Genomic DNA, 21,388 nt, shown 5'->3' with positions numbered 1-21,388 from the left:
TCAGCCTTTATGACTAAACACCTCGAAACCTGTCCGTGGGCGCAGGGCGAACTCTACGTTGAGTATCACGATACAGAGTGGGGCAACCCCTGTTACGATGATCACCGTCTTTTTGAAAAGCTCTGCCTTGAAGGCCAGCAGGCCGGATTGAGCTGGATAACCGTTCTGAAGAAACGACCAAACTACCGGCAGCGTTTTTATAACTTCGATCCCGCTCTGGTCGCTGCAATGACGGACGACGAGATTGAAGATTGCCTGCTCGACGCCGGTCTTATCAGGCATAGTGGCAAGCTTGAAGCCATCCGTAAAAATGCTCGTGCCTGGGTTGCAGCTGAAAAGGACGGAATCAACTGGAGCGAGTGGCTATGGTCGTTTGTCGGCGGGTCGCCCGTCATAAATCGCTACGCAGAATTGAAAGATTGCCCGGCTCAGACTGAAGAGTCAAAAGCGATGAGCAAGGCACTGAAAAAACTTGGCTTCGGCTTTGTCGGCCCGACGACCTGTTACGCTTTTATGCAGAGTATGGGCATGGTGAACGATCATCTGACCAGTTGCCCCATGCACCCCGATAACGCCTGACGCTTAGTCGCTTGTCTGCGACTCATTTCTCTTACCGGTGATGATCAAGGCGCTGACCCCTCTTGCTCTGTGAAGTTCAAGTCTGTCCCTACGCCTTTTTCATTGATGATTCGACAGGTAGGCAAATATCCATGTCTTGGCCGGGCGTCGTCCGTTGAAGAAACGGAATTTCTGAAGCAACCAGGCTCGGGGTTTTGAGTCTCTTTGCCATTGCAGAGGAACTGACTGGTGTATGAAGACTCAGACAGTGCGATGGGTTACGGCAGGGTAATAATGGTGAAGAGAGAGAATAAAATGATAGATGCTGTGTTCAGATTTGTGTCGCGTCTGTGTGTTGCTTTTGTGGCGTCAATTCTAATGTTTTCTCAACTTAGCGCTGCCGAAGGTTCTCCCTGGTCCTGGGGCGTTGGTGTGGTTGGTTCCGAGGATGTCTATCGCGACTTTAATAGCCGGGTCATACCTGTTCCTCTGATCATTTATCGTGGTGATCGACTTAACCTCTATGGCCCGTACGCAACTTATGATGTGTACCGTCCGGGGGACGTCACTGCGTCTCTGATATTAAGCCCGGTGTTTGCTGGCTACAGCGAAGGCGATAGCCCTGTCTTTGATGGAATGGATGACCGAGGTTACTCTATGGCTGGAGGCGTGGGCGTTGCCTATCGTCCCGGACAATGGCATTTCAGCGTCAATGCCATTCACGACCTGCTTGGCGTTTACTCTGGGTATGAAACTGCGGCCCGGGCATCATACGTAATACCTGCCGGCTCGGTATTTGTAGAACCCGGTATCGGTGTTGAGTATCAGAGCAGAGATTATGTCGATTATTACTACGGTGTAACAGAAGCAGAGGCTCGTTCCTGGCGTCCTGCCTATGCACCCGCAGGGTCCACTAACCCAGAAATCAGTATTGCCTTTTTCACTCGAAGCCTGGGTGGCGGAACGACCCGACTTCAGCTGACTCATACGACGTATGGCAAAGAAATTTCCAACAGCCCACTGACCGATGCAGAGCAGTCGCTTGGCGTAAATCTCTCATTCGGTCGAATGTTCTGAGAGGTTATACAGTAACAAAAGGCGATACTTCTGGAGGATTGTGCAAGAAACAGATTGTTTCAGACATGTCCTCGTACTCGCTGTACCCTTACACTGTCTATCGAAATCTGATGAAACCCAGACTCTAAGGAGCGCTCATGAAAACTGTTGGTTACGCAGCACACAACTCAGATGCAGAAATGGTTCCGTATCACTTTGAACGTCGTGCACTGCGCGCAAACGATGTTGCGATTGAAATTCTGTTCAGCGGTATCTGTCACTCCGACCTGCACACAGTGAACGGCGACTGGGGGCCTCAGCCTTACCCTCTGGTTCCTGGCCACGAAATCGTCGGGCGTGTCATTGAGGTAGGTTCAGACGTTAAAAACTACAAGGTGGGTGATAACGTTGGCGTAGGCTGCATGGTCGACAGCTGCCAGGAGTGCGACCAGTGCCACGGTCACGAAGAACAGTACTGCCGTGTTGGCATGACCCCAACTTACGGTGCTCCTGATCGTATCGATGGCACGATCACCCAAGGGGGCTACTCGAAGCACATTGTCGTTCGTGAAGAGTTTGTCCTGAGCATTCCGGATACCCTGGATATGTCGAAAGCGGCTCCAATTCTGTGTGCCGGCATTACCACCTTCTCGCCGCTGCGTACCTGGGGCGTAAAAGAGGGTAGCCGTGTTGGTGTGATTGGTCTGGGTGGTCTCGGGCACATGGCGGTGAAACTCGCCGTCGCCATGGGTGCGGAAGTCACGGTACTCAGCCGTTCCAACAAGAAAGAAGCGGACGCTAAAGAGCTGGGTGCAACCGGTGTACTGGCATCCACAGACAAAGACGCGATGAAAAAAGCGACAGCCTCTTTTGATCTGATTATCGACACTGTACCTGTAAAGCATGATGTGACTGTTTACGCGCCCCTGCTCGACATTGACGGCACACTGGTTATTGTTGGTCAGGTCGGTCCTATGGAGGAGTTCATGTCAGTACCTATGATTATGGGACGTCGTCGTGTGGCTGGTTCCCTGATTGGCGGTATTAAAGAAACTCAGGAAGTGCTCGACTTCTGCGGTAAACATAACATTCATCCCGAATGTGAGATTATTCGCCCGGATGAAGTGAACGACGCCTTTGACGTTATGGCTAAAGGTGATATCTCTCATCGTTATGTGATGGACATGTCGTCACTTACTGTAGAAGGCTGATTTACAGCAGTGAGATATCAAAAACACCCCGCTTGTCGGGGTGTTTTTTTTCGCGTCGTGATAATGTGAACAAACACAGAACAGAGATACAAAACATAGAACACAGGAGCTATGACAATGATTGACCCGAATGAAGAGTATTGGGGGATGCCGGTCAATACCTATTGCACTATGATTCATCTCAGTCAGTTGAGCAGTATTCTTGTTCCTGGGCTGGGTTTGATATTACCCATCGTTATGTGGCTCATGAATAAAGATAAGAATGAGCAGATAGATCGTCATGGTAAGGTGACCGCTAATTGGTTACTGAGCCTGGTAATCTACTCTGTCGTCTGTTTTATCCTATGGATCTTTGTCATTGGTGCATTGGCCTTTTTTGTTCTGGGCATCATGAATCTGGTATTCGCTATCATTGCTGCCGTCAAAGCTAATAACGGCGAGCTTTGGATTTACCCAATGAGCATCACCTTTTTCAAACCCTGAACACGTTGGTGCATAAAATGGGCGTCGGATGAATATGCTGGTGTGTGTTTTTGTATTCTCTGCTCACACTAGCGAGAGCCCCAAAGGTCTGGGGCCTTCAATGGTCAGAAAAAGCAGCTTCCCTTTGTAAGGGTATGGAACCCAGAATATCAGCCAATCTCAGTAATCAGTTTGAATGGCCGGTATTTTTCTATATTGCCTGCCTGGTCCTGATGATGAAGGCGCTGGACAGCAATATCGTTTCTATTGCTTTGGCCTGGGTATTTATTCTCGGGCGCGTGATTCACCGTGGCGTTCAGATTCTGACGAACAATGTTCGCCTTAGAGGCCTTGTATTTACCATCAATTTTCTGGCTGTGCTGGCCATGCGGTGCCTACTTATTTTGGCTCTCTGATCTCAGAATTTCGGAATCTCAGCTCAAAAAAAAGCCCCAGGCCTTGCGGGGTGGGGCGAGTCCTAAAGTTCGCTTTTCAGCATTGGACCAACAGCTTACTTGGGAATCCGGCTTGCGCCGGTATGCTCACGCCACGGCTTCGCCGTGGGCCTGAACCTGGTTGCGGGCAGCGAACGCCGCCACTTCGCCAACGATGATCAGCGCAGGGCCTGCACCGGAATATCGCTCAGCTAAAAAAGGCAGATCCATCAGTACACCCGTATGTACTTCCTGATCTGGTAATGTCCCGTTAGCAATCAGAGCGACAGGTGTAGAATCTGACAGCCCCTCACTTAACAGGCTCGCTGTGATCATCCCTGCCTGTTTAACGCCCATATAAAATACTCGGGTAGGGCTTTGGCTTTTCTGATACTCACCGAATTGACTGTGACCGCTATCCAGCATCAAAGCATTTCCGTATTGGCGATGAGTCAGTGGTATTTTGGCGGCGGCAGCGCAGCCGCCAGCGGCGGTAATTCCGGGAACAATATCAACTTCGATACCGTGCTTCTGGAGATATTCCAGCTCTTCACCTCCCCGACCAAAAATAAACGGATCACCGCCTTTAAGGCGAACTACGCGGGCGTATTTACGAGCGCTGGTGAGCAGAAGTTTCTGAATGTCGACTTGAGTCATCTTGTGCGCACCGCAGCGCTTTCCGACATGAATCCGTGTGCACTTCTTCGGCAGCATATCGAGAATTTCATCAGAAATCAGACTGTCATATAGCACAATGTCTGCCTGACTGATCACTCTCATTGCCTTTATCGTCAGCAGCTCAGGATCACCGGGACCACCGCCTACGAGCCAGACTTTACCGGGTTGCTTCTGTGTATTTTTCATTGTCTTACTCCACAGCCTCTGCGGGCTGGTATTTCGCAATAAGAGATTTCAGCTCTGGTATACAAGAGCCGCAGTTCGTGCCGCATTTGAGCTGACCGCCCAGTTCATCTGCACTGGTACAGCCATCGGCAATCGCTTTGTTGATCGTATTTTCACCGACCTGAAAACAGGAGCAGATAATGGCTCCTTTATCTTCCACTTTGCCAAGAGGGCGGCCAGCAAGGATGGCTCGGCGGTCTTGCATTGACAGCTCTTTCTGACCAAACGTGTCGATCAACCACTGTCGACTGCTGAAGTCATAATCCTGATGTATAAAGAGAACCGCTTTGAGTTGGTTACCCTCAACCAGGCACAGGCGATAATGCAGGTTCGCGGGGTCACTGAACATCACCCAGTTATCGGACTCAAACTGGTTTCTGACTGAGCTGATGAATTCAACCGGATCGTTTTGCCCACTAATTTCGTACATGTGGCCAGTATCTGTAACGTTGTAAACCCAGTAATCGGTATCAAGGCTGCCCAGGTCTTTATTCGTCAGTAGAAAGCCTTCCCACTCGGTTGGAAATATAGTCGCTTCAACATCAGTGATCTTAAGGGCAGGCTGACCAGAAATTGGATCATGATCTTTGTTGATCAGAGTACCCATGCGGGCTTTGCTGGCGTAGCGACTGGTCCAGTGCATGGGAACAAAAACTTCGCCCTTACGCTGCGCCATATCACTGCGGACATGAGCGCGTACGATAATCTCTCCGAGGTTACTCCAGAGTCTGACCAGCTTGTTGTCCCTGATGCCGAGACGCATCGCATCTTCAGGGTGAAAGTCCGCATAAGGTTCAGCAATGTGTCGGGCCAGAACAGGCGCTTTCGCGGTTCTGGTCATGGTATGCCAGTGGTCACGTACTCGCCCCGTATTCATGCTCAGACCTGTTTCTGATGCCGCGGGCGGCACTGCAATGACAGGAATGAATTTCGCTTTTCCTGATTCAGTATAGAAATATCCATCGTCGTAAAAACGTGCACGGCCAGAAGGGTAGTTATCATTAACCGGCCATTGAATCGGAGCGAGTGCATCGTATTGTTCGCGGCTTAAATTGGTCAGGCCGCTGAGATCAAAGTCCCGCGTGCCTTTGTTCTCAAACATGGAAAGCCGCGCGTGCTCGTCAAAAATATCGGCCGGATGCTCGTACGGAAATTCTTTCTCGAAACCCAGTCGACGCGCAACCTGAGTAATTATCCACCAGTCAGGGCGTGCTTCGCCTGGAGCAGGGAGGAAGCCTCTCTGACGCGATATACGGCGCTCAGAGTTTGTGACAGTACCGTTCTTTTCACCCCAGCTGGCAGCGGGCAGCAGTACATGAGCAGCCGCGGTTGTATCGGTGTTTGCCATGCAATCTGAGACGACAACCAGCTCACAGTGTTTCATGGCTTCTTTAACATCATCAGCATCAGGCATACTGACCAGCGGGTTGGTGGACATAATCCACAGGAACTTTATTTTGCCGCTTTTGACTTCGTTGAACAGATCGACCGCTTTTAAGCCCGGCTTTTCTGCAATACGAGGTGACTGCCAGAAACGACGTACGCGGTCTCTATCGGCGGGGGAGAAGTCCATATGCGCAGCCAGCTGGTTGGCCAGACCTCCGACTTCCCGCCCACCCATTGCATTCGGCTGCCCTGTAATTGAGAACGGGCAGGCACCCGGCTTACCAATACGACCGGTGGCGAGGTGAAGGTTGATAATGCTGTTTGCTTTATCAGTTCCATCGACGCTCTGGTTCACCCCTTGAGAATAAAAGGTCACCGTTTTCGGCGTATCGCGAAACCAGGCGAAGAAGGTTTCCAGGTCCTGCTGGCTGACATCAGTAATATCAGCGAGTGAAGAAAAATCAGCGGCTGCTTGTGATGCGGCATCAAGTGCTGCGCTGATGTTTTCAGAACACTGCTCAATAAAGTGTGTGTCCAGTGCGTTCTGTTGGTGTAAGTAGGTCAGCAGCGCATTAAATAGCGAAGTATCGGAACCCGGCTTTATTGGCAGATGCAGGTCTGCAATGTCACAGGTTGCTGTTTTACGAGGGTCGATCACAACAACCTTCATATCCGGGCGAGCTTTCTTTGCCGCAGCCATACGTTGGAACAGAATAGGGTGGGCCCAGGCGGCATTGCTTCCGGTGATCACCAGAAGGTCAGCCTGTTCCAGGTCTTCGTAGCAGCCCGGTACGGTATCACTGCCAATAGACCGTTTGTAAGAAGCAACAGCCGACGCCATACACAGACGCGAATTGGTATCCATATTCGCACTGCCTATAAAGCCCTTCATCAACTTGTTGGCGACGTAATAATCTTCTGTGAGAAGCTGGCCTGACCCGTAGAACGCAACCGCTTCCGGGCCATGGGTAGAGACTACCTGGCGGATCTTATCGGCGACCAGGTTCAGTGCGGTATCCCAATCAGCTGCCTGGCCATTCATTGTCGGGTGTAGCAAACGGTCGGTTTGATCCAGAGTATCGTGCAGCGCAGATCCCTTAACGCATAGACGCCCGAAATTTGCTGGGTGCGACTTCATTCCAGCGACAGGCGCAATATCCTTCTCGTCGACAGAAATATCCACACCACATCCTACTCCGCAGTATGGACATGTTGTCTGAACCTGTAGCTTTTTATGACTCATAGGGCTATCCACATAGTTGGCTTGCTACTCTCAAGCCTTTTCGTGAGCAAAAAAAAACGCCCGCGGAGTTACCCGCGAGCGCCAATGCTCATAAACACAACACAAAACGACGACACCAACGTTGGTGTCTGGACCGCTGAATCTGGCTCCCTGCCAATGCACAAGGTCTTAGTAATGAGTAAACAAAAAGAGTGCCAACTCTGAGATGCTAGTCATTTATTCATACTCAGACCCGCCTCAACGCCCGTGGCAACTGAGCCTGGTGATATGTGAGCAGAATCGGCCGGCCCGTTTTCAGAAGTTGATTCGGTAAGTCACTGGTGACCTTGTATCTTATTTGCCTTTTTGGGGTGCAATAAAACTGTAATGAGCACTCTTCTGGTGCGAAAAGTGGAGTCTGATCACTTTTTCTCTGTGGTTCTGATACTCCCAGCCCACCGACAGGCAGGCTGAAAACCAGACGCGACGGCCTGCCATTGCATCTGGCGGTTCTGGATACCGCTTTGGCACTCATATTGCTAAAGCCTATTCGATACTGTTTGCTGCAACGGCGTAGCGGGTAAGTAGAGCAACGATGCACTTATTTAAGGAGACAAGAAGAATGTCTGAATAAGAGAGAGTCATCGCCATGAGTAAGAAGCGCATCATAGTTGTTGGTAACGGTATGGTTGGCCACAACTTCCTCGCCACTATGGCCGAATCTGAGAAAGCCTCAGAATTCGAATTAATCACCTTTTCCGAAGAACCTCGCCTTGCGTACGACCGCGTACAGCTGAGCAAATACTTTTCAGGGGCGACCGCCGCTGACCTGGCACTCACCACAGAATCTGAATACGACGATTCCGGTATTACCTATTTAAAGAATGAGAAAGTTGTCGAAATTGACGCCGACAACAAAACCATTACGACCTCAACCGGGCGTATAGAAGGATACGACAAACTGGTGCTGGCAACGGGTTCCTATCCATTTGTTCCACCGATTCCGGGTAAGGATCAGGATCACTGCCTTGTTTATCGTACGATTGAAGATCTTGAAGCAATTTCTGCGTCCGCTGAAGTATCCAAAACGGGTGTTGTTGTTGGTGGCGGTCTGCTTGGCCTTGAGGCAGCAAATGCACTTAAAGAAGCCGGCCTTGATACCCACGTTGTTGAATTTGCTCCGCGCTTAATGGCCGTGCAGCTCGATGAAGGCGGCGGTAATCTGCTGCGACATAAAATCGAATCTCTGGGTGTGTCAGTACACACTGAAAAAAACACCAAAGAAATTGTCGCCGGCGAAGAATGCCGCTATCGCATGAACTTTGCCGACGGCTCACACCTTGAAACAGATATGATTCTGTTCTCTGCAGGTATTCGCCCTCAGGATGAACTTGCGCGACAGTTCGGCATCGACGTCGGCGAACGCGGCGGTATTGTCATTAACGATTATTGTCAGACCTCAGAAGAAGACATCTATGCAATTGGCGAATGTGCGCTCTGGGACAGTAAAATTTTCGGTCTGGTCGCACCGGGCTACCAGATGGCAAAAGTCACAGCGGCTCACATCACAGACACCCTGGTAAATCTGAAAACCCCGGAACTTGCTTTTAAGGGTGCTGATATGAGCACCAAGCTTAAGCTGCTGGGCGTGGATGTCGCATCGATAGGTGATGCGCATGGCCATACGGCGGGTTCTCAGTCGTTTGTATTCAGTGACGACATCGAAGAAGTCTACAAGCGACTTATTGTTTCTGCCGACGGTAAAAAACTGCTTGGCGCCGTGCTGGTGGGTGAAACTGAATCCTACGGTACTTTGCTGCAACTCATGCTTAACGATATGGATATCCCGGGTAATCCAGCTGCACTTATTCTGCCAGCACTGGGTGACGAAGCGCCTGCAGGCCTGGGGGTAACTGCATTACCCGACACGGCTCAGATCTGTTCATGCTACGACGTATCAAAGGGTGACATTGCTGCTGCGGTACAAGGTGGCTGCTGCACCATGGGAGACATTAAAGGTGCGACCAAAGCGACCTCGGGTTGCGGTGGTTGTGCTGCCCTGACCAAGCAGGTAATGGATGCCGAGCTGGAAGCTCTGGGTGTAGAGGTCAATAATGATCTGTGCGAACACTTTGCCTACACCCGTGCTGAGCTGGCAGACATTATTCGAGTGAAAGGCTACGCCAGCTTTAAGGATGTATTGCAGGGGCACGGCAAAGGACACGGTTGTGAGATCTGTAAGCCGACCATTGGTTCTATTCTGGCTTCGTACAAGAACGAGTATGTTCTGAAAGATGATCTGATGCCGCTGCAGGACACCAACGATATTTTCCTCGGCAATATGCAAAAAGACGGTACTTACTCTGTCGTACCGCGCGTACCGGGGGGTGAGATTACCCCTGATAAACTGATTGCCATTGGTGAGATCGCTAAAGAGTTTGATCTCTATACCAAAATTACTGGTGGGCAGCGTATCGATTTATTTGGTGCACAACTCCACGAGTTGCCGAAAATCTGGGAGAAGCTGATTGCCGCTGGCCTTGAAACCGGGCATGCCTACGGTAAAGCACTTCGTACCGTGAAATCCTGTGTAGGAAGCACCTGGTGCCGTTACGGTGTGCTCGATTCTGTCTCCATGGCTGTCGCTCTTGAGCATCGCTACAAAGGACTGCGCGCACCACACAAAATTAAGTTCGGTGTTTCTGGTTGTACACGCGAGTGTGCCGAAGCCCAATCAAAAGACATTGGTGTCATTGCGACTGAAAGCGGTTGGAATCTGTATGTCTGCGGTAATGGTGGTATGCGACCTCGTCATGCTGATCTGTTTGCGACAGATCTGGACGATGAAACCCTGATCAAATATATCGACCGCGTATTGATGTTCTATGTACGTACAGCAGATCGCCTGCAGCGTACATCTGTATGGCTGGAAAACCTTGAAGGTGGTCTCGACTATCTGCGTGAAGTCGTTATCGATGACAAGCTGGATATCTGTGGTGAGCTTGAAAATGACATGACTCGTGTTGTGGGTACTTACCAGTGTGAGTGGAAAACTACGGTTGAATCCCCAGAGAAGCTCAAGCGCTTCAGTCACTTTATTAATGCTGCTGAAGAAGACAACAACCTTCTCTATGTGCGTGAACGCGGACAGCGGCGCCCGGCGACTGATAACGAGCGTATCGAACTGGTTGAGTTAACGGCAGAGAAGCACTGATCTCTGGCAGACCTTAATAGAATTAAAGCATGCAGCAACGGCTGCATGCAGGAGAAAAATGATGACTGACTGGACAAATATTTGTTCTCTTGAAGATCTGGTTCCCGATACTGGCGTATGTGCGCTGGTAGAAGGAAAACAAGTAGCGATATTTCGCTTTGGTGATGGCGAGACGGTATACGCAATCAGTAACTACGATCCGTTCGGAAAGGCGAACGTACTGTCGCGCGGAATTCTGGGCTCGATAGGTGAGCGTCCTGTGGTAGCGTCTCCGCTTTATAAGCAGCACTTTGATCTTACTAGTGGCGAGTGCCTGGAAGATGATGCTGTGAAGCTGGAGCACTTCCCAGTGCGCATTGAGAACGGGATTGTACAGGTGAGTTCAGCCGCGTAAGCGGCTTTCTCGCTAATCGGATTGCTATATATCGTTACTAAGGCCATTTATGACCTCTGAAAAATTTAATATCTTCTCGTTCACAGGGAAGATGAAAGTCTTGCACCTGAGCTGGATTGCATTTTTTATTACCTTTGTCGTCTGGTTTAACCACGCGCCATTGTTAATGGCTATTGCAGATAGCCTGGGGCTGGCACCGTCAGAAATTAAGACGCTGCTGATTCTCAATGTTGCGTTAACGATTCCTGCCCGTGTCGTCATAGGAATGCTTACTGACCGGTTTGGGCCCCGGGTTGTATATTCATCTCTGCTGGCAGTGTGTTCAATTCCCTGCTTTATGTTCGCGTTTGCCGATAGCTTTGTGCAAGCCGCTGTAGCCCGTTTTATGTTGGGCTTCATCGGTGCTGGCTTTGTGATCGGCATTCGTATGGTGAGCGAATGGTTTCCTGCAAATGAACTGGGCACAGCCGAGGGCATTTACGGCGGTTGGGGGAACTTCGGTTCCGCAGCAGCAGCTTTCACATTGCCTGCGGTTGCTTTGTGGTTCGGTGGTGAAGACGGCTGGCGTTATGCCATCGCTGTAACGGGGGCGATGAGCCTGCTGTTCAGTGTCGTGTACTACATGAATGTCTCTGATACGCCGAAAGGATCGACTTACTTTAAGCCGAAAAATATTGGTGCGATGGAAGTGACCAGCAAAGGCGATTTCTTCTTCCTGCTGTTCATGAAGATTCCTATGTACGCAGCGCTGGCGCTGTTGACGTGGAAGCTGTCTCCGAACGGTGTTGGTCTTCTGACAGAAACCACGGCGGTCTTCTGTTATGTCGGTCTGGCTCTGCTGTTCATCTACGAGGTAAGCCAGGTTTGGAAGGTGAACAAAGAAATTTTTGAAAAGCCGGTTCCGGAAATGCACCAGTACAAGTTTAAGCAGGTAGCTGTTCTGAACGTACTCTACTTCGCAACCTTCGGTTCTGAACTGGCGGTTGTTTCTATGCTGCCACTTTTCTTTGCTGAAACTTTCACCCTGGACCCTGTTATGGCCGGTATGGTTGCGTCGGCTTACGCCTTCATGAATCTTATGTCCCGTCCGGGCGGCGGCTGGTTGTCTGATAAGTTCGGACGTAAGTCGACCTTGTTGATTCTGACAGCGGGTCTGGCTGTGGGTTATTTTATAATGTCTCTGGTTGATAGCAGCTGGCCACTCTGGCTCGCAGTTGTTGCTGCGATGGCGTGTTCGTTCTTTGTTCAGTCAGGTGAGGGTGCAGTATTCGCTGCAGTGCCTCTGATCAAGCGTCGTCTGACTGGTCAGATTGCGGGTATGACTGGAGCCTACGGCAACGTGGGTGCTGTTACTTATCTGACAGTGCTGTCGTTCGTCGATTATTCTGTCTTCTTTATGGTAATCGCGGCGACCGCCGTAGTAGGCTTTATTACTCTTCTGTTCATGGAAGAACCGAAAGGTCACATTGCTGAAGTCCGTGAAGACGGATCGGTTGAGATGATCAGTGTAAACTGATGGGTCTCGGTTCGGTAAAAAAGTGGCTCCGGCCACTTTTTTTATGGGAGAAAGAAAATGACGCCGCCAGGCAACGAACGTAACCTCGAAGTGACATTTGGAGGTTTTAGCTCTGCTGGGAACAAACCAGAAAATCAGGATGCTTTCGCAGCCTGGCAGCCGTCGACAAACAGTGCCCGTTATAAAGGAATTGCCTGTTGTATTGCAGACGGCGTGAGTTGTAGCGATAACGCCCAACAGGCAAGCACCACCAGTGTTACTCATTTTCTAAATGATTATTACAGCACGCCAGACAGCTGGGATGTAAAAACGGCAGCCGGAAAAGTGCTGAGCTCCCTCAATGCCTGGCTGTATCATCATGGACAGCAAGCGAGTGCGCGGCATAACTCTCTGGTAACAACTCTTAGCTCGGTCGTGCTTAAATCGAGCACTCTTCATGTCTTTCATGTGGGCGACTCGCGTGTATACCGCTTAAGAAACGGTTCTCTGGAATGCCTGACCCGCGATCATACTCATCAACATGGGAATGGTCAGGATTACCTCAGTCGCGCTATGGGCATGGACACTCACCTCGAGGTTGACTACCTGAACCAGCCGCTGGAAAGCGACGATGTTCTCCTTATGACGACAGATGGAGTTCACGGTTTTCTTACAGATAAGCGGATGCGCGACACTCTGATCAAGGAACTGACATCGCAGAGCACACAAATTCATTTCGAGAAATGTGCTCAATCTCTGGTTGATCAGGCGTTGAATAATGGCAGTAACGATAACCTGACCGCCATGATTATCCGGGTCGAAAGTCTGCCTGAAAAGAATATTGAGGAAACTCATCGGGTATTAACTGAGCGCGTTATTCCCCCCGTGTTGAATACCGGAGATTGTATTGATCATTACGAGGTTGAGCAGGTTGTCTATGCAGGAACCCGCAGTCATTTATACCGTGTACTGAACAGACGTAATCAGAAACGTTATGTGCTCAAGGCACCCTCGCTGAACTTTGAGGAAGACCTGGTCTATCTAGAGGGGTTTGTGCGTGAACAGTGGGTGGGGGCACGTGTTGATCATGCGAATGTTATGAAGATTCTACCGCCCGAACCACACGCTCGTTTTATGTATCATATCTGTGAGCTGATTGAAGGAGAGTCCCTGCGTCAGTGGATGAACGATCACCCACAACCGGAGTTAAGCAGTGTACGAAACATTATTGAGCAGATAGTGATGGCCCTGCGGGCGTTTCAACGCATGGGCATGGTACATCGCGATCTGAAACCCGAGAACGTCATGATCACCGCTCAGGGGCAGGTGAAACTGATTGATTTTGGTACGGTGCAAGTGAAGGGCCTGGCAGAAGTTACCAGTCCTGTGGAAGAAGACTGCCCGGTTGGCTCAGTAAATTATATTGCTCCTGAGTACGTTATGTACGGTACGGCGACAACTCAGAGTGATCTGTTCTCACTAGGAGTGATGGTGTATGAGATGCTTTGTGGAGAACAGCCTTTTCGTATGTCTCATATCCACAGAACGGGAGCACGATCTGTTTCCGAGTGGAAGTATCAACCGCTGCGGGAAGTACGCTCTGATATTCCTTTATGGCTGGATCTGGCTATCGAAAAATCTTGCCACCCTGATATTCGCGCCAGACATTCCGCACTGTCCGAATTCTGGACTGATCTGATAAAGCCGAATGAAGCTCTGGTGAGTACGTATTCTGGCAAGCCTCTGATCGAACGTCACGCGGATAAAGTATGGCCAGCAGTATCGGCCATACTTATGCTGGTGGTTATACTTCAGTCCTGGTTGCTATTGTCAGAGTAACCGGGCAGTCTTGAACAGAACCACTGACAAGGAAGGAACGGATGAAACACGAAAAGATGGATTACGTTGAGTTTGCAGCACGTGATCTTGAAGCAACCAAAACGTTTTTTAATCAGGTATTTCACTGGCAGTTCACCGATTATGGTGAGTCGTACACAGCGTTCGACTTTCAGGGGTTAATGGGCGGTTTCTATCAGGCTGAGTTAGCCTCTGACCCCGCCCGAGGTGGTGCATTGCTGGTGTTTTATAGCCGCAATATAGAAAACACCATGAGTAAGGTCAGTGCTGCTGGCGGTGAAATCGTGCGCCCGGTTTTTGAGTTTCCAGGAGGGAAGCGTTTCCATTTCCGTGAGCCCAGTGGGAATGAGTTCGCAGTCTGGTCTGATCACTGATCAGGCTGCGTCGGAACAATACGCTTGCCCGAATATGAGCATGTCGCGATAGTCACTGACGTCTGTTTTTTCTTCCATCATTTGGTAGTACCAATGGCTGTCGGTGACATCTCCTATACATAACGCACCTATGATCCGGTTGGCCTTCAGGATCACTTTCTTGTAGACACCATATTCTCGGTCTTCCAGTACCAGGGCGTCTGCGCCTTCCGGTGTTTCGTACTCACCGATACTATGGATGTCCAGGCCCGATACTTTGAGTTTGGTCAGGTGTGATCGCTCAATGTAACCACTGGCGTTATCTTTGGATGTTAGTTGTCTGACGATGACGTCGGCCTGATCCCAGATAGGTGCTACTAAACCGTAAGTGGTTCCTGAAAACTCACAGCATTCTCCCAGGGCAAAGATGTCGTCAGCAGATGTCTGCATTCTTTCATCGACACAGATACCTCGATTCACGCTGAGTCCTGAGCTATCCGCAAGTTCTTTGTTAGGAAGAATACCCGTTGCAAAGATAACCAGTTGAGTATCGCGTTTTTCGAGAGTATCGGCGGTTGCAAAGGATACTTCGCGGACCCCTGAGTCGTCTGTCAGAACTTCTTCTGGATTTACTCCAGTGATCACTTCAATTCCTCGTTCCTCCAAAGCCCCTTTTAAAAGATCAGACGCTTTTGCATCAAGCTGGCGGTTCATTAAAACAGGATTGCGATGAATCAGAGTGACGTCGATTCCTCGTAGTTTCAGCCCGACGGCAGCTTCTACGCCAAGCAAGCCAGCGCCTATTACGGTTGCATGTTTAAGGCCGTTGAGCTTTTCTTCCATAGCATCAACATCACTCATTGTGCGAAAACCGATGACATCCGGGTGATCTGCACCTTTGACCGGAGGTATAAACGAACGGCTCCCCGTGGCGAATACCAACTTTTCATATGGATAGCTACGACCGCTTTGGGTGGTAACGATTTTTTGTTCTGTATCAACCAGAGTGGCACTGTCACCCAGCTGAATCGATATACGGTAGTTGGAATACCATGCGTCATCATGGGGTGTTATGTTCGCCAGAGTCGTTTCTTTGGCGAGAAGAGGTGAGAGCATAATGCGATTGTAGTGAGGGATCTTTTCATCGCCGAGCACAAGAATCCGGTCGTATGGATGATCTTCAGCAAGCCCCTCCAGTATGCGATTAGCCGCCATACCGTTACCGATAATTACCAGTTGGTTTTCTACTTTCTTGTCTTCACTCTTCACTCGATTCTCCACATCTTTTATAACAGAATAAACGAAAACAGCGGCCATAGGCCGCTGAGTTTCGTTGCGGGGTATCAGAACTTAGCCTGAACCCATGCCCACATTTTAGTGGTATCTACGCCGGTATCACCCGCAGAGTAAAACGCCGCTTTTGCACCTACAGTGAAGGTGTCATCGAGTTTCTTAACTGCCAGCAGGTCCAGTTCGTTACCAAAATCAACGTCATCTTCAACAGAGTTGAAAGTGTGGTAAAAACCAACCAGTTTTACGCCAGCGACTGCACCAGCGGCTTTGACATAAGTATCGCTCAGGCCGTCACCGCTGGTACTTACCGTGGTACTCAGGAACTTATCCGCCCAACCATTAAACTTGTGTTTGGTTGCCAACGGAGTTTCAAATGCTGCATTACCATCATCGCTACCCAGTGTTTCATTACCCAGTGCCAATGTTACGCCAGATACCACGGCGCCACCCTCAAGGGCAAAGTAGTTAGTGTCTGCAGTTTCCGTGCTCTGAGTAGCATACTCGGCCTTATAGATGAGTTTAGTGCCATCCATATCATAGCTACCGTTGTAGCTAAGGCCGAATGTGTCACGTTGACTATTTTCGGTATCATCGTCTTCTAGCAGGTAAGCGTACGCAGTGATTTTACCGGTACCTACTTTATAACCAGCGTTTAGTAAATGGCTTGTCGTATCGGCGTCAAACCTCGGCAAGATACCATTGACCTGATCAATGAAAGAGTAGTGCAAAGAAAGCTCATCTTTAGAATAGGTCAGCGTAACAGCATCAAACGTTTGCTCGTTTGCGCGCCAGCCTACGTTACCAACAAAACGTGCGCCGTCGAGAATAATACGCTGGCGGCCGACGATTGCACCGAATTCGTCTTTTTTGTAGCTGACCTGGGCCCGGTTCCATTCGCGGGTTTCAGGATCTGCAATAGCATCATAGCCTGCCTTTTCGGGAGCGTAATCGTCAATCAGAGGCTGAACAATTTCGTATTCTACAAGAGCCGAGAACCCTTCGTAATTGAGCGTTTCAAAGCCGACTGCAGCGTCAGTAATCAGGCCTGTCGCGGCGTCATTATCAGTCGCATCGTCAGTATCATTGGTCTCGTAACGCACTTTGACATCAGCGTAGGCATTGCCGTACTCAGTTTCATACGCAGATGCACCCAGTGTGGCAGTCCCCAATGCGATCGCCAGTAACGTTTTCTTAGCTTGCATGGCATTCTCCTTTTAATTCGAAGCCTTTTTATCAATAGAGGTTAAGCAACTTCACCGGTCTTTTTGTCGACCTTTTCTTCATTACTATCGTCGGAGTCGGCAGCCTTCTTAGCGGGCGCATCTGTATCCGGCTTTCTCTGTTTTTCATACAGGAAACTCAGAACCTGCTGACGGTACTTGTTGTATTGCGGGTCGTCGGCAAGTTGAATTCGGTTACGTGGGCGTTCAAGTTCTACGTCCATAATTTCGCCTATGGTCGCGGACGGACCATTGGTCATCATCACAATACGATCCGAAAGCAATACTGCCTCGTCGACATCGTGGGTAATCATGATGACGGTGTTGTTCAGGTCTTTCTGAATTTCCATCAGAGAGTCCTGCAGGTGAGCGCGTGTCAGGGCATCAAGTGCGCCGAACGGCTCGTCCATTAACAGAACCTGCGGCTCCATCGATAGTGCACGGGCAATACCAACGCGCTGTTTCATACCACCGGAGATTTCATCGGGGCGTTTGTGCATGGCGTGGCTCATGTGAACCAACTCGAGATTGTGTTCAATCCATTCGCGCATTTCTGCTTTGGATTTCTGGCCTTTAAATACGCGCTTTACTGCCAGTTCGACGTTCTGATAGGCGGTGAGCCAAGGCAGGAGAGAGTGGTTCTGGAAGACAACAGCACGCTCAGGGCCTGGTTCATTCACTTCTTTTCCGCTCAGAACGACGCCGCCCTGAGTCGCCTGATACAGACCAGCCACGATATTCAGTACCGTAGACTTACCGCAGCCAGAGTGACCAATCAGCGAAATGAATTCGCCTTTCTTAATTTTCAGGTTCACATTCTGAAGCGCACAGAAAGGACCTTTCGGTGTTGGAAATTCGATACCAACATCTGATAGTTCGAGTAATGGGTTCATAATGAAACTCCTCTGTCCTTTGTGTACTTATCGTGTAGCTGCTGACTTATCCCACGACACTTTGCGCTGAATCATCAGCATGACGCGGTCAAGTAAGAAGCCAATCAAACCAATGGTGATAACGGCGACCATAATCCGGCCTAAGGAGTCAGAAGAGCCGTTCTGGAATTCGTCCCAGACGAATTTTCCAAGACCTGGGTTCTGCGCAAGCATTTCCGCCGCGATCAGTACCATCCAGGCAATACCCAGAGAAAGACGCAGACCGGTAAATACCATTGGGATAGATGAAGGAAGTACGATCTTACGAACGTGTTCCATATAGCTCAGGCGCAAGACCTGTGACACATTCACGAGATCTTTAGGAATAGATGCGACACCCACTGCGGTATTAATTACCGTTGGCCACAGGCAGCACAGCATGACTGTGATCATGGAAGTCACGAATGATTTCGGCACCATCGGATCGTCTGATACATAGAGAGCAGATACCACCATAGTGACGATAGGGAGCCAGGCTAAAGGTGATACTGGCTTAAAAATCTGGATAACAGGATTGAATGCGCTGTAAAGGTTAGCACTCAGTCCAATAACGATACCAAATGGGATAGCAATCAGTGAGGCAAGAACAAAACCACTTAATACGGTTACCAGGCTGGTTCCAATCTGATCGATGTAGGTTGGCTTACCTGTGTAGTCCCGGATTTTCGGAACGTACGTTGGGTCTTGTTTAACGCGGGCAGCGTTACGTTTTTCCTGACGCTCGTAAAACGCTTCGGCTTTTTCACGTTCAGTGAAGTGTTCAGAGAGCAGACCTTTGGTCTGGGTAACAACGTCACCTGGTCCGGGGAATTGCCCCAGAGATGTATTGATATTACTGGCGGCGGCTTGCCAGATCATCAGAAAAACCAGTAGGCCGGCCAGTGGCAGACCGATAGTTTTAATAATCGTCTGGATATTTCCAGAAACATCTTCACCTTTCGCAATGCTTACAAAGGGTGAAATCCAGGCAATGTTCGACAGCGCAGTAGTCATAAAAACTCCTTCGGTCCGGACCATTGAGTCCGTTGACCCTTTTTAATGGGTGGGTGAGGAAAGCCTCACCCACTTTGTTGCATCAGACCGGATATTCAGATCAGATTTTCTCGGCGCCTTTCAGGCCGATTTCGAACTTCTTGAGGTACTCATTAGGCTTGCTACCGTCGTATACGATATTGTCGATGAAGCCTTTCTGAGCGGGTTTGAAGCCGGTTTCTGTTGCGAAATCCGGGAAGTCTTTCGCATCAAGCTTGCCTTCTTTGATCAGCTCTTTGGCTGCAGAAGCGTAGATGTCTGGGCGATAAACTTTCTTCGCTGTTTCCATGAACCAGTCATCTGATTTTTCTTCAGAAATCTGCCCCCAGCGACGCATTTGAGTGAGGTACCAGATGGCATCCGAGTAGTATGGGTAGGTTGCGTTGTAACGGAAGAACACGTTGAAGTCTGGCACTTCGCGCTTATCGCCTTTCTCGTATTCGAAGGTGCCTGTCATTGAGTTAGCAATAACGTCATAGTCAGCGCCTACGTACTGAGACTTAGACAGAATTTTTACTGCTTCAGGACGGTTCGCGTTGTTGTCAGCATCCAGCCAGGCTGCTGCACGAATCATCGCCTTAACCACTTTCTTATGAGTGATTGGGTATTTGTCTGCCCATTCTTTGCTCACACCAAATACTTTTTCTGGATTGTTTTTCCAGATTTCGTAGTCGGTAATAACGGGTACACCAATACCTTTAAATACGGCTTGCTGGTTCCATGGTTCACCCACGCAGTAACCGTAAATGGTGCCGGCTTCCATCGTTGCAGGCATTTGCGGTGGTGGAGTTACAGAAAGCAGCGCATCAGCATCAATCTGACCCGAGGTATCACCTTTATGCGGTGCGTAGTAACCCGGGTGAATACCGCCCGCAGCCAACCAGTAACGCAGTTCATAGTTGTGTGTTGAAACCGGGAATACCATGCCCATGTTGAATGGCTTACCGTCGGCTTTATATTTCTCAACGACTGGCTTAAGTGCATCTGCTTTAATCGGGTGAACTGGCTTGCCATCTTCGTGCGGGATGTGCTCTTTCATCTGGCTCCAGATATCGTTTGATACCGTGATGCCATTGCCGTTGAGGTCCATGCTGAACGCAGTGATGATGTGTGCCTGCGTACCGAAGCCAATGGTTGCGCCCAGGGGCTGACCAGCAAGCATGTGGGCACCGTCGAGCTGACCATCGATTACGCGGTCGAGCAGGACTTTCCAGTTAGCCTGTGCTTCGAGGGTGACGTACAGACCTTCTTCTTCGAAGTAGCCTTTTTCATAGGCTACAGCCAGAGGAGCCATGTCGGTCAGCTTGATAAAACCGAACTTCAGTTCTTCTTTTTCTGCCCATTCCTCAGCGGATACCAGAGGCGCTGACATGGTTGCCATGCCTGCGGCCAATACCAGTGCGCTTTTCACAAACGTGCGGCGCAGAGTTTTGATTCCTCGCATTTCCTTCCCCTTTTTAAAGCAACAAAAAAAGGCGCTACGACAGCACTGCTATTAGCAGGAGTCGAAAGCGCCTTTGCTTTGTAAATCTTGATTTGAAAATTGCGAACTTCGCCATTGAAGTTCTGAAATGCTTAATACAAGCACCGTGCCAATTAATTTATTAAATTGAAATAATTCCAGAGAAGCCTTGTTTCATGCAGGTTTCAGAGAGGTAAGGATTATATGGTTGTCAGTTTTAAATATGAGGTTGAGAATTATTATTAGATATCTGCGATTACCTTCGGCTTGTTTTGGTGCGGAGCGCTGATGTTTGGTGATACTCTGGTGCAGCTCGTATCGTAATCACTATAACCATTTGTGAAATAAGGAATTTTTATGCTCAACCGCAAGCGCACCGGCCTGATCATTGTGGATGTTCAGGGTAAGTTAGCCCGATTGATGCACGATTCCGAGGCAATGCACGCCTCTCTGAGAACACTGATTTCCGGCATAAAGGCGATTGACCTGCCGATTATCTGGCTTGAGCAGAACCCGGAAAAGCTGGGCGAGACATCATCTGAGTTAACGGAGCTTCTTTCTGGAGAACCCATCTCCAAGTACACCTTCAGTGCCTGTGGTGAACCGCGTTTCGTCGATGCTATTGAAGCGAGTGATGTCCATACCTGGCTGGTCGCGGGCATCGAATCGCATATTTGCGTGTATCAGACCGTACGGGATCTGATTGAGCTTGGGCGTAAAGTTGAGGTCGTTACTGACTGCGTTTCCTCGCGAACACCCGCAAACCGTCAGCTGGGAATTGATCGTATGCTGGATGCCGGTGCTCGCCCAACCAGCGTCGAAATGTGCCTGTTCGAGCTGGTGGGCAGTTGCAAGGTACCGGAGTTTAAAGCCGTATTGGATCAGATTAAGTAATCTCTACCGT

General features: G+C 49.6%; 18 protein-coding genes. 11 read left to right on the top strand and 7 right to left on the bottom strand.

The window, feature by feature from the left end:
* The first annotated feature begins 9 nt into the window (after window positions 1-9).
* The 5 genes from AC5E51_RS05100 (at window position 10) to AC5E51_RS05080 (ending at window position 3,703) form a co-directional block, all read left to right on the top strand.
* Complete coding sequence (locus AC5E51_RS05100) at window positions 10-579, top strand: DNA-3-methyladenine glycosylase I (protein WP_491221842.1); 570 nt, start codon at window positions 10-12, stop codon at window positions 577-579.
* A gap of 357 nt (window positions 580-936) precedes the next feature.
* Window positions 937-1,635 carry a MipA/OmpV family protein gene (locus tag AC5E51_RS05095; RefSeq protein WP_301378487.1) on the top strand — a complete coding sequence of 233 codons (699 nt, stop codon included), beginning with the start codon at window positions 937-939 and terminating at the stop codon, window positions 1,633-1,635.
* 137 nt (window positions 1,636-1,772) lie between these two features.
* Window positions 1,773-2,825 carry an NAD(P)-dependent alcohol dehydrogenase gene (locus AC5E51_RS05090; RefSeq protein ID WP_068437679.1) on the top strand — a complete coding sequence of 351 codons (1,053 nt, stop codon included), beginning with the start codon at window positions 1,773-1,775 and terminating at the stop codon, window positions 2,823-2,825.
* 117 nt (window positions 2,826-2,942) lie between these two features.
* Window positions 2,943-3,308: a DUF4870 domain-containing protein gene (locus AC5E51_RS05085; protein ID WP_301378490.1), complete on the top strand. Its 366-nt coding sequence runs from the start codon at window positions 2,943-2,945 to the stop codon at window positions 3,306-3,308.
* 44 nt (window positions 3,309-3,352) lie between these two features.
* The gene (locus AC5E51_RS05080) at window positions 3,353-3,703 is read left to right on the top strand and encodes an MAPEG family protein (protein WP_414716213.1); all 351 of its coding nucleotides are present in this window, start codon (window positions 3,353-3,355) and stop codon (window positions 3,701-3,703) included.
* 126 nt (window positions 3,704-3,829) lie between these two features.
* Here the strand turns inward: AC5E51_RS05080 and cobA are convergent, their stop codons facing one another.
* Together cobA and AC5E51_RS05070 are read right to left on the bottom strand one after the other, a co-directional pair.
* Window positions 3,830-4,585, bottom strand: a complete 756-nt coding sequence (gene cobA / locus AC5E51_RS05075; protein WP_068437682.1) for a uroporphyrinogen-III C-methyltransferase — start codon at window positions 4,583-4,585, stop codon at window positions 3,830-3,832.
* 4 nt (window positions 4,586-4,589) lie between these two features.
* A complete protein-coding gene (locus tag AC5E51_RS05070; RefSeq protein WP_301378494.1) occupies window positions 4,590-7,253 on the bottom strand; it encodes a nitrate reductase in 2,664 nt (887 codons plus the stop codon).
* Window positions 7,254-7,881: 628 nt separating this feature from the next.
* Between AC5E51_RS05070 and nirB the strand changes: the two genes are divergently transcribed.
* From nirB to AC5E51_RS05045, 5 genes are all read left to right on the top strand, one after another.
* Entirely contained in the window at window positions 7,882-10,446 is a 2,565-nt protein-coding gene (nirB, locus tag AC5E51_RS05065; RefSeq protein WP_301378496.1) for a nitrite reductase large subunit NirB, read from the top strand.
* A 61-nt stretch (window positions 10,447-10,507) separates the two neighbouring features.
* The gene (nirD, locus tag AC5E51_RS05060) at window positions 10,508-10,840 is read left to right on the top strand and encodes a nitrite reductase small subunit NirD (RefSeq protein WP_301378498.1); all 333 of its coding nucleotides are present in this window, start codon (window positions 10,508-10,510) and stop codon (window positions 10,838-10,840) included.
* Window positions 10,841-10,889: 49 nt separating this feature from the next.
* A complete protein-coding gene (locus AC5E51_RS05055; RefSeq protein ID WP_301378500.1) occupies window positions 10,890-12,356 on the top strand; it encodes a NarK family nitrate/nitrite MFS transporter in 1,467 nt (488 codons plus the stop codon).
* A gap of 57 nt (window positions 12,357-12,413) precedes the next feature.
* Entirely contained in the window at window positions 12,414-14,174 is a 1,761-nt protein-coding gene (locus AC5E51_RS05050; RefSeq protein ID WP_301378502.1) for a bifunctional protein-serine/threonine kinase/phosphatase, read from the top strand.
* A gap of 41 nt (window positions 14,175-14,215) precedes the next feature.
* Window positions 14,216-14,566, top strand: coding sequence for a VOC family protein (locus AC5E51_RS05045; RefSeq protein WP_301180994.1), 351 nt, complete (start codon window positions 14,216-14,218; stop codon window positions 14,564-14,566).
* Here the strand turns inward: AC5E51_RS05045 and AC5E51_RS05040 are convergent, their stop codons facing one another.
* The 5 genes from AC5E51_RS05040 to AC5E51_RS05020 form a co-directional block, all read right to left on the bottom strand.
* Complete coding sequence (locus AC5E51_RS05040) at window positions 14,567-15,814, bottom strand: NAD(P)/FAD-dependent oxidoreductase (protein ID WP_301180993.1); 1,248 nt, start codon at window positions 15,812-15,814, stop codon at window positions 14,567-14,569.
* A gap of 74 nt (window positions 15,815-15,888) precedes the next feature.
* The gene (locus tag AC5E51_RS05035) at window positions 15,889-17,040 is read right to left on the bottom strand and encodes an alginate export family protein (protein WP_301378504.1); all 1,152 of its coding nucleotides are present in this window, start codon (window positions 17,038-17,040) and stop codon (window positions 15,889-15,891) included.
* Between the two features lie 41 nt (window positions 17,041-17,081).
* Window positions 17,082-17,951 (bottom strand): ABC transporter ATP-binding protein, encoded by an 870-nt coding sequence (locus AC5E51_RS05030; RefSeq protein WP_301378506.1) that lies wholly within the window; start codon window positions 17,949-17,951, stop codon window positions 17,082-17,084.
* A gap of 27 nt (window positions 17,952-17,978) precedes the next feature.
* Window positions 17,979-18,983, bottom strand: coding sequence for an ABC transporter permease (locus AC5E51_RS05025; RefSeq protein WP_301378508.1), 1,005 nt, complete (start codon window positions 18,981-18,983; stop codon window positions 17,979-17,981).
* Window positions 18,984-19,083: 100 nt separating this feature from the next.
* Entirely contained in the window at window positions 19,084-20,403 is a 1,320-nt protein-coding gene (locus AC5E51_RS05020) for a CmpA/NrtA family ABC transporter substrate-binding protein (protein WP_297533090.1), read from the bottom strand.
* Window positions 20,404-20,841: 438 nt separating this feature from the next.
* Here AC5E51_RS05020 and AC5E51_RS05015 point away from each other — a divergent pair, with 438 nt between their 5' ends.
* Window positions 20,842-21,378, top strand: coding sequence for a hydrolase (locus AC5E51_RS05015; RefSeq protein ID WP_068436317.1), 537 nt, complete (start codon window positions 20,842-20,844; stop codon window positions 21,376-21,378).
* Window positions 21,379-21,388 lie beyond the last annotated feature (10 nt).

It is taken from the genome of Thalassolituus sp. (assembly GCF_984348125.1).
The sequence above is the reverse complement of the archived record's forward strand: the minus strand, read 5'-3'. Positions and strand labels throughout refer to the sequence as shown.

What these genes read in the sequence shown, in the direction of transcription:
- AC5E51_RS05100 (WP_491221842.1), top strand. Translation starts at nt 10, where the DNA reads ATGACTAAACACCTCGAAACCTGTCCGTGGGCGCAGGGCGAACTCTAC.
- AC5E51_RS05095 (WP_301378487.1), top strand. Translation starts at nt 937, where the DNA reads ATGTTTTCTCAACTTAGCGCTGCCGAAGGTTCTCCCTGGTCCTGGGGC.
- AC5E51_RS05090 (WP_068437679.1), top strand. Translation starts at nt 1,773, where the DNA reads ATGAAAACTGTTGGTTACGCAGCACACAACTCAGATGCAGAAATGGTT.
- AC5E51_RS05085 (WP_301378490.1), top strand. Translation starts at nt 2,943, where the DNA reads ATGATTGACCCGAATGAAGAGTATTGGGGGATGCCGGTCAATACCTAT.
- cobA (WP_068437682.1), bottom strand. Translation starts at nt 4,585, where the DNA reads ATGAAAAATACACAGAAGCAACCCGGTAAAGTCTGGCTCGTAGGCGGT.
- AC5E51_RS05070 (WP_301378494.1), bottom strand. Translation starts at nt 7,253, where the DNA reads ATGAGTCATAAAAAGCTACAGGTTCAGACAACATGTCCATACTGCGGA.
- nirB (WP_301378496.1), top strand. Translation starts at nt 7,882, where the DNA reads ATGAGTAAGAAGCGCATCATAGTTGTTGGTAACGGTATGGTTGGCCAC.
- nirD (WP_301378498.1), top strand. Translation starts at nt 10,508, where the DNA reads ATGACTGACTGGACAAATATTTGTTCTCTTGAAGATCTGGTTCCCGAT.
- AC5E51_RS05055 (WP_301378500.1), top strand. Translation starts at nt 10,890, where the DNA reads ATGACCTCTGAAAAATTTAATATCTTCTCGTTCACAGGGAAGATGAAA.
- AC5E51_RS05050 (WP_301378502.1), top strand. Translation starts at nt 12,414, where the DNA reads ATGACGCCGCCAGGCAACGAACGTAACCTCGAAGTGACATTTGGAGGT.
- AC5E51_RS05045 (WP_301180994.1), top strand. Translation starts at nt 14,216, where the DNA reads ATGAAACACGAAAAGATGGATTACGTTGAGTTTGCAGCACGTGATCTT.
- AC5E51_RS05035 (WP_301378504.1), bottom strand. Translation starts at nt 17,040, where the DNA reads ATGCAAGCTAAGAAAACGTTACTGGCGATCGCATTGGGGACTGCCACA.
- AC5E51_RS05030 (WP_301378506.1), bottom strand. Translation starts at nt 17,951, where the DNA reads ATGAACCCATTACTCGAACTATCAGATGTTGGTATCGAATTTCCAACA.
- AC5E51_RS05025 (WP_301378508.1), bottom strand. Translation starts at nt 18,983, where the DNA reads ATGACTACTGCGCTGTCGAACATTGCCTGGATTTCACCCTTTGTAAGC.
- AC5E51_RS05020 (WP_297533090.1), bottom strand. Translation starts at nt 20,403, where the DNA reads ATGGCAACCATGTCAGCGCCTCTGGTATCCGCTGAGGAATGGGCAGAA.
- AC5E51_RS05015 (WP_068436317.1), top strand. Translation starts at nt 20,842, where the DNA reads ATGCTCAACCGCAAGCGCACCGGCCTGATCATTGTGGATGTTCAGGGT.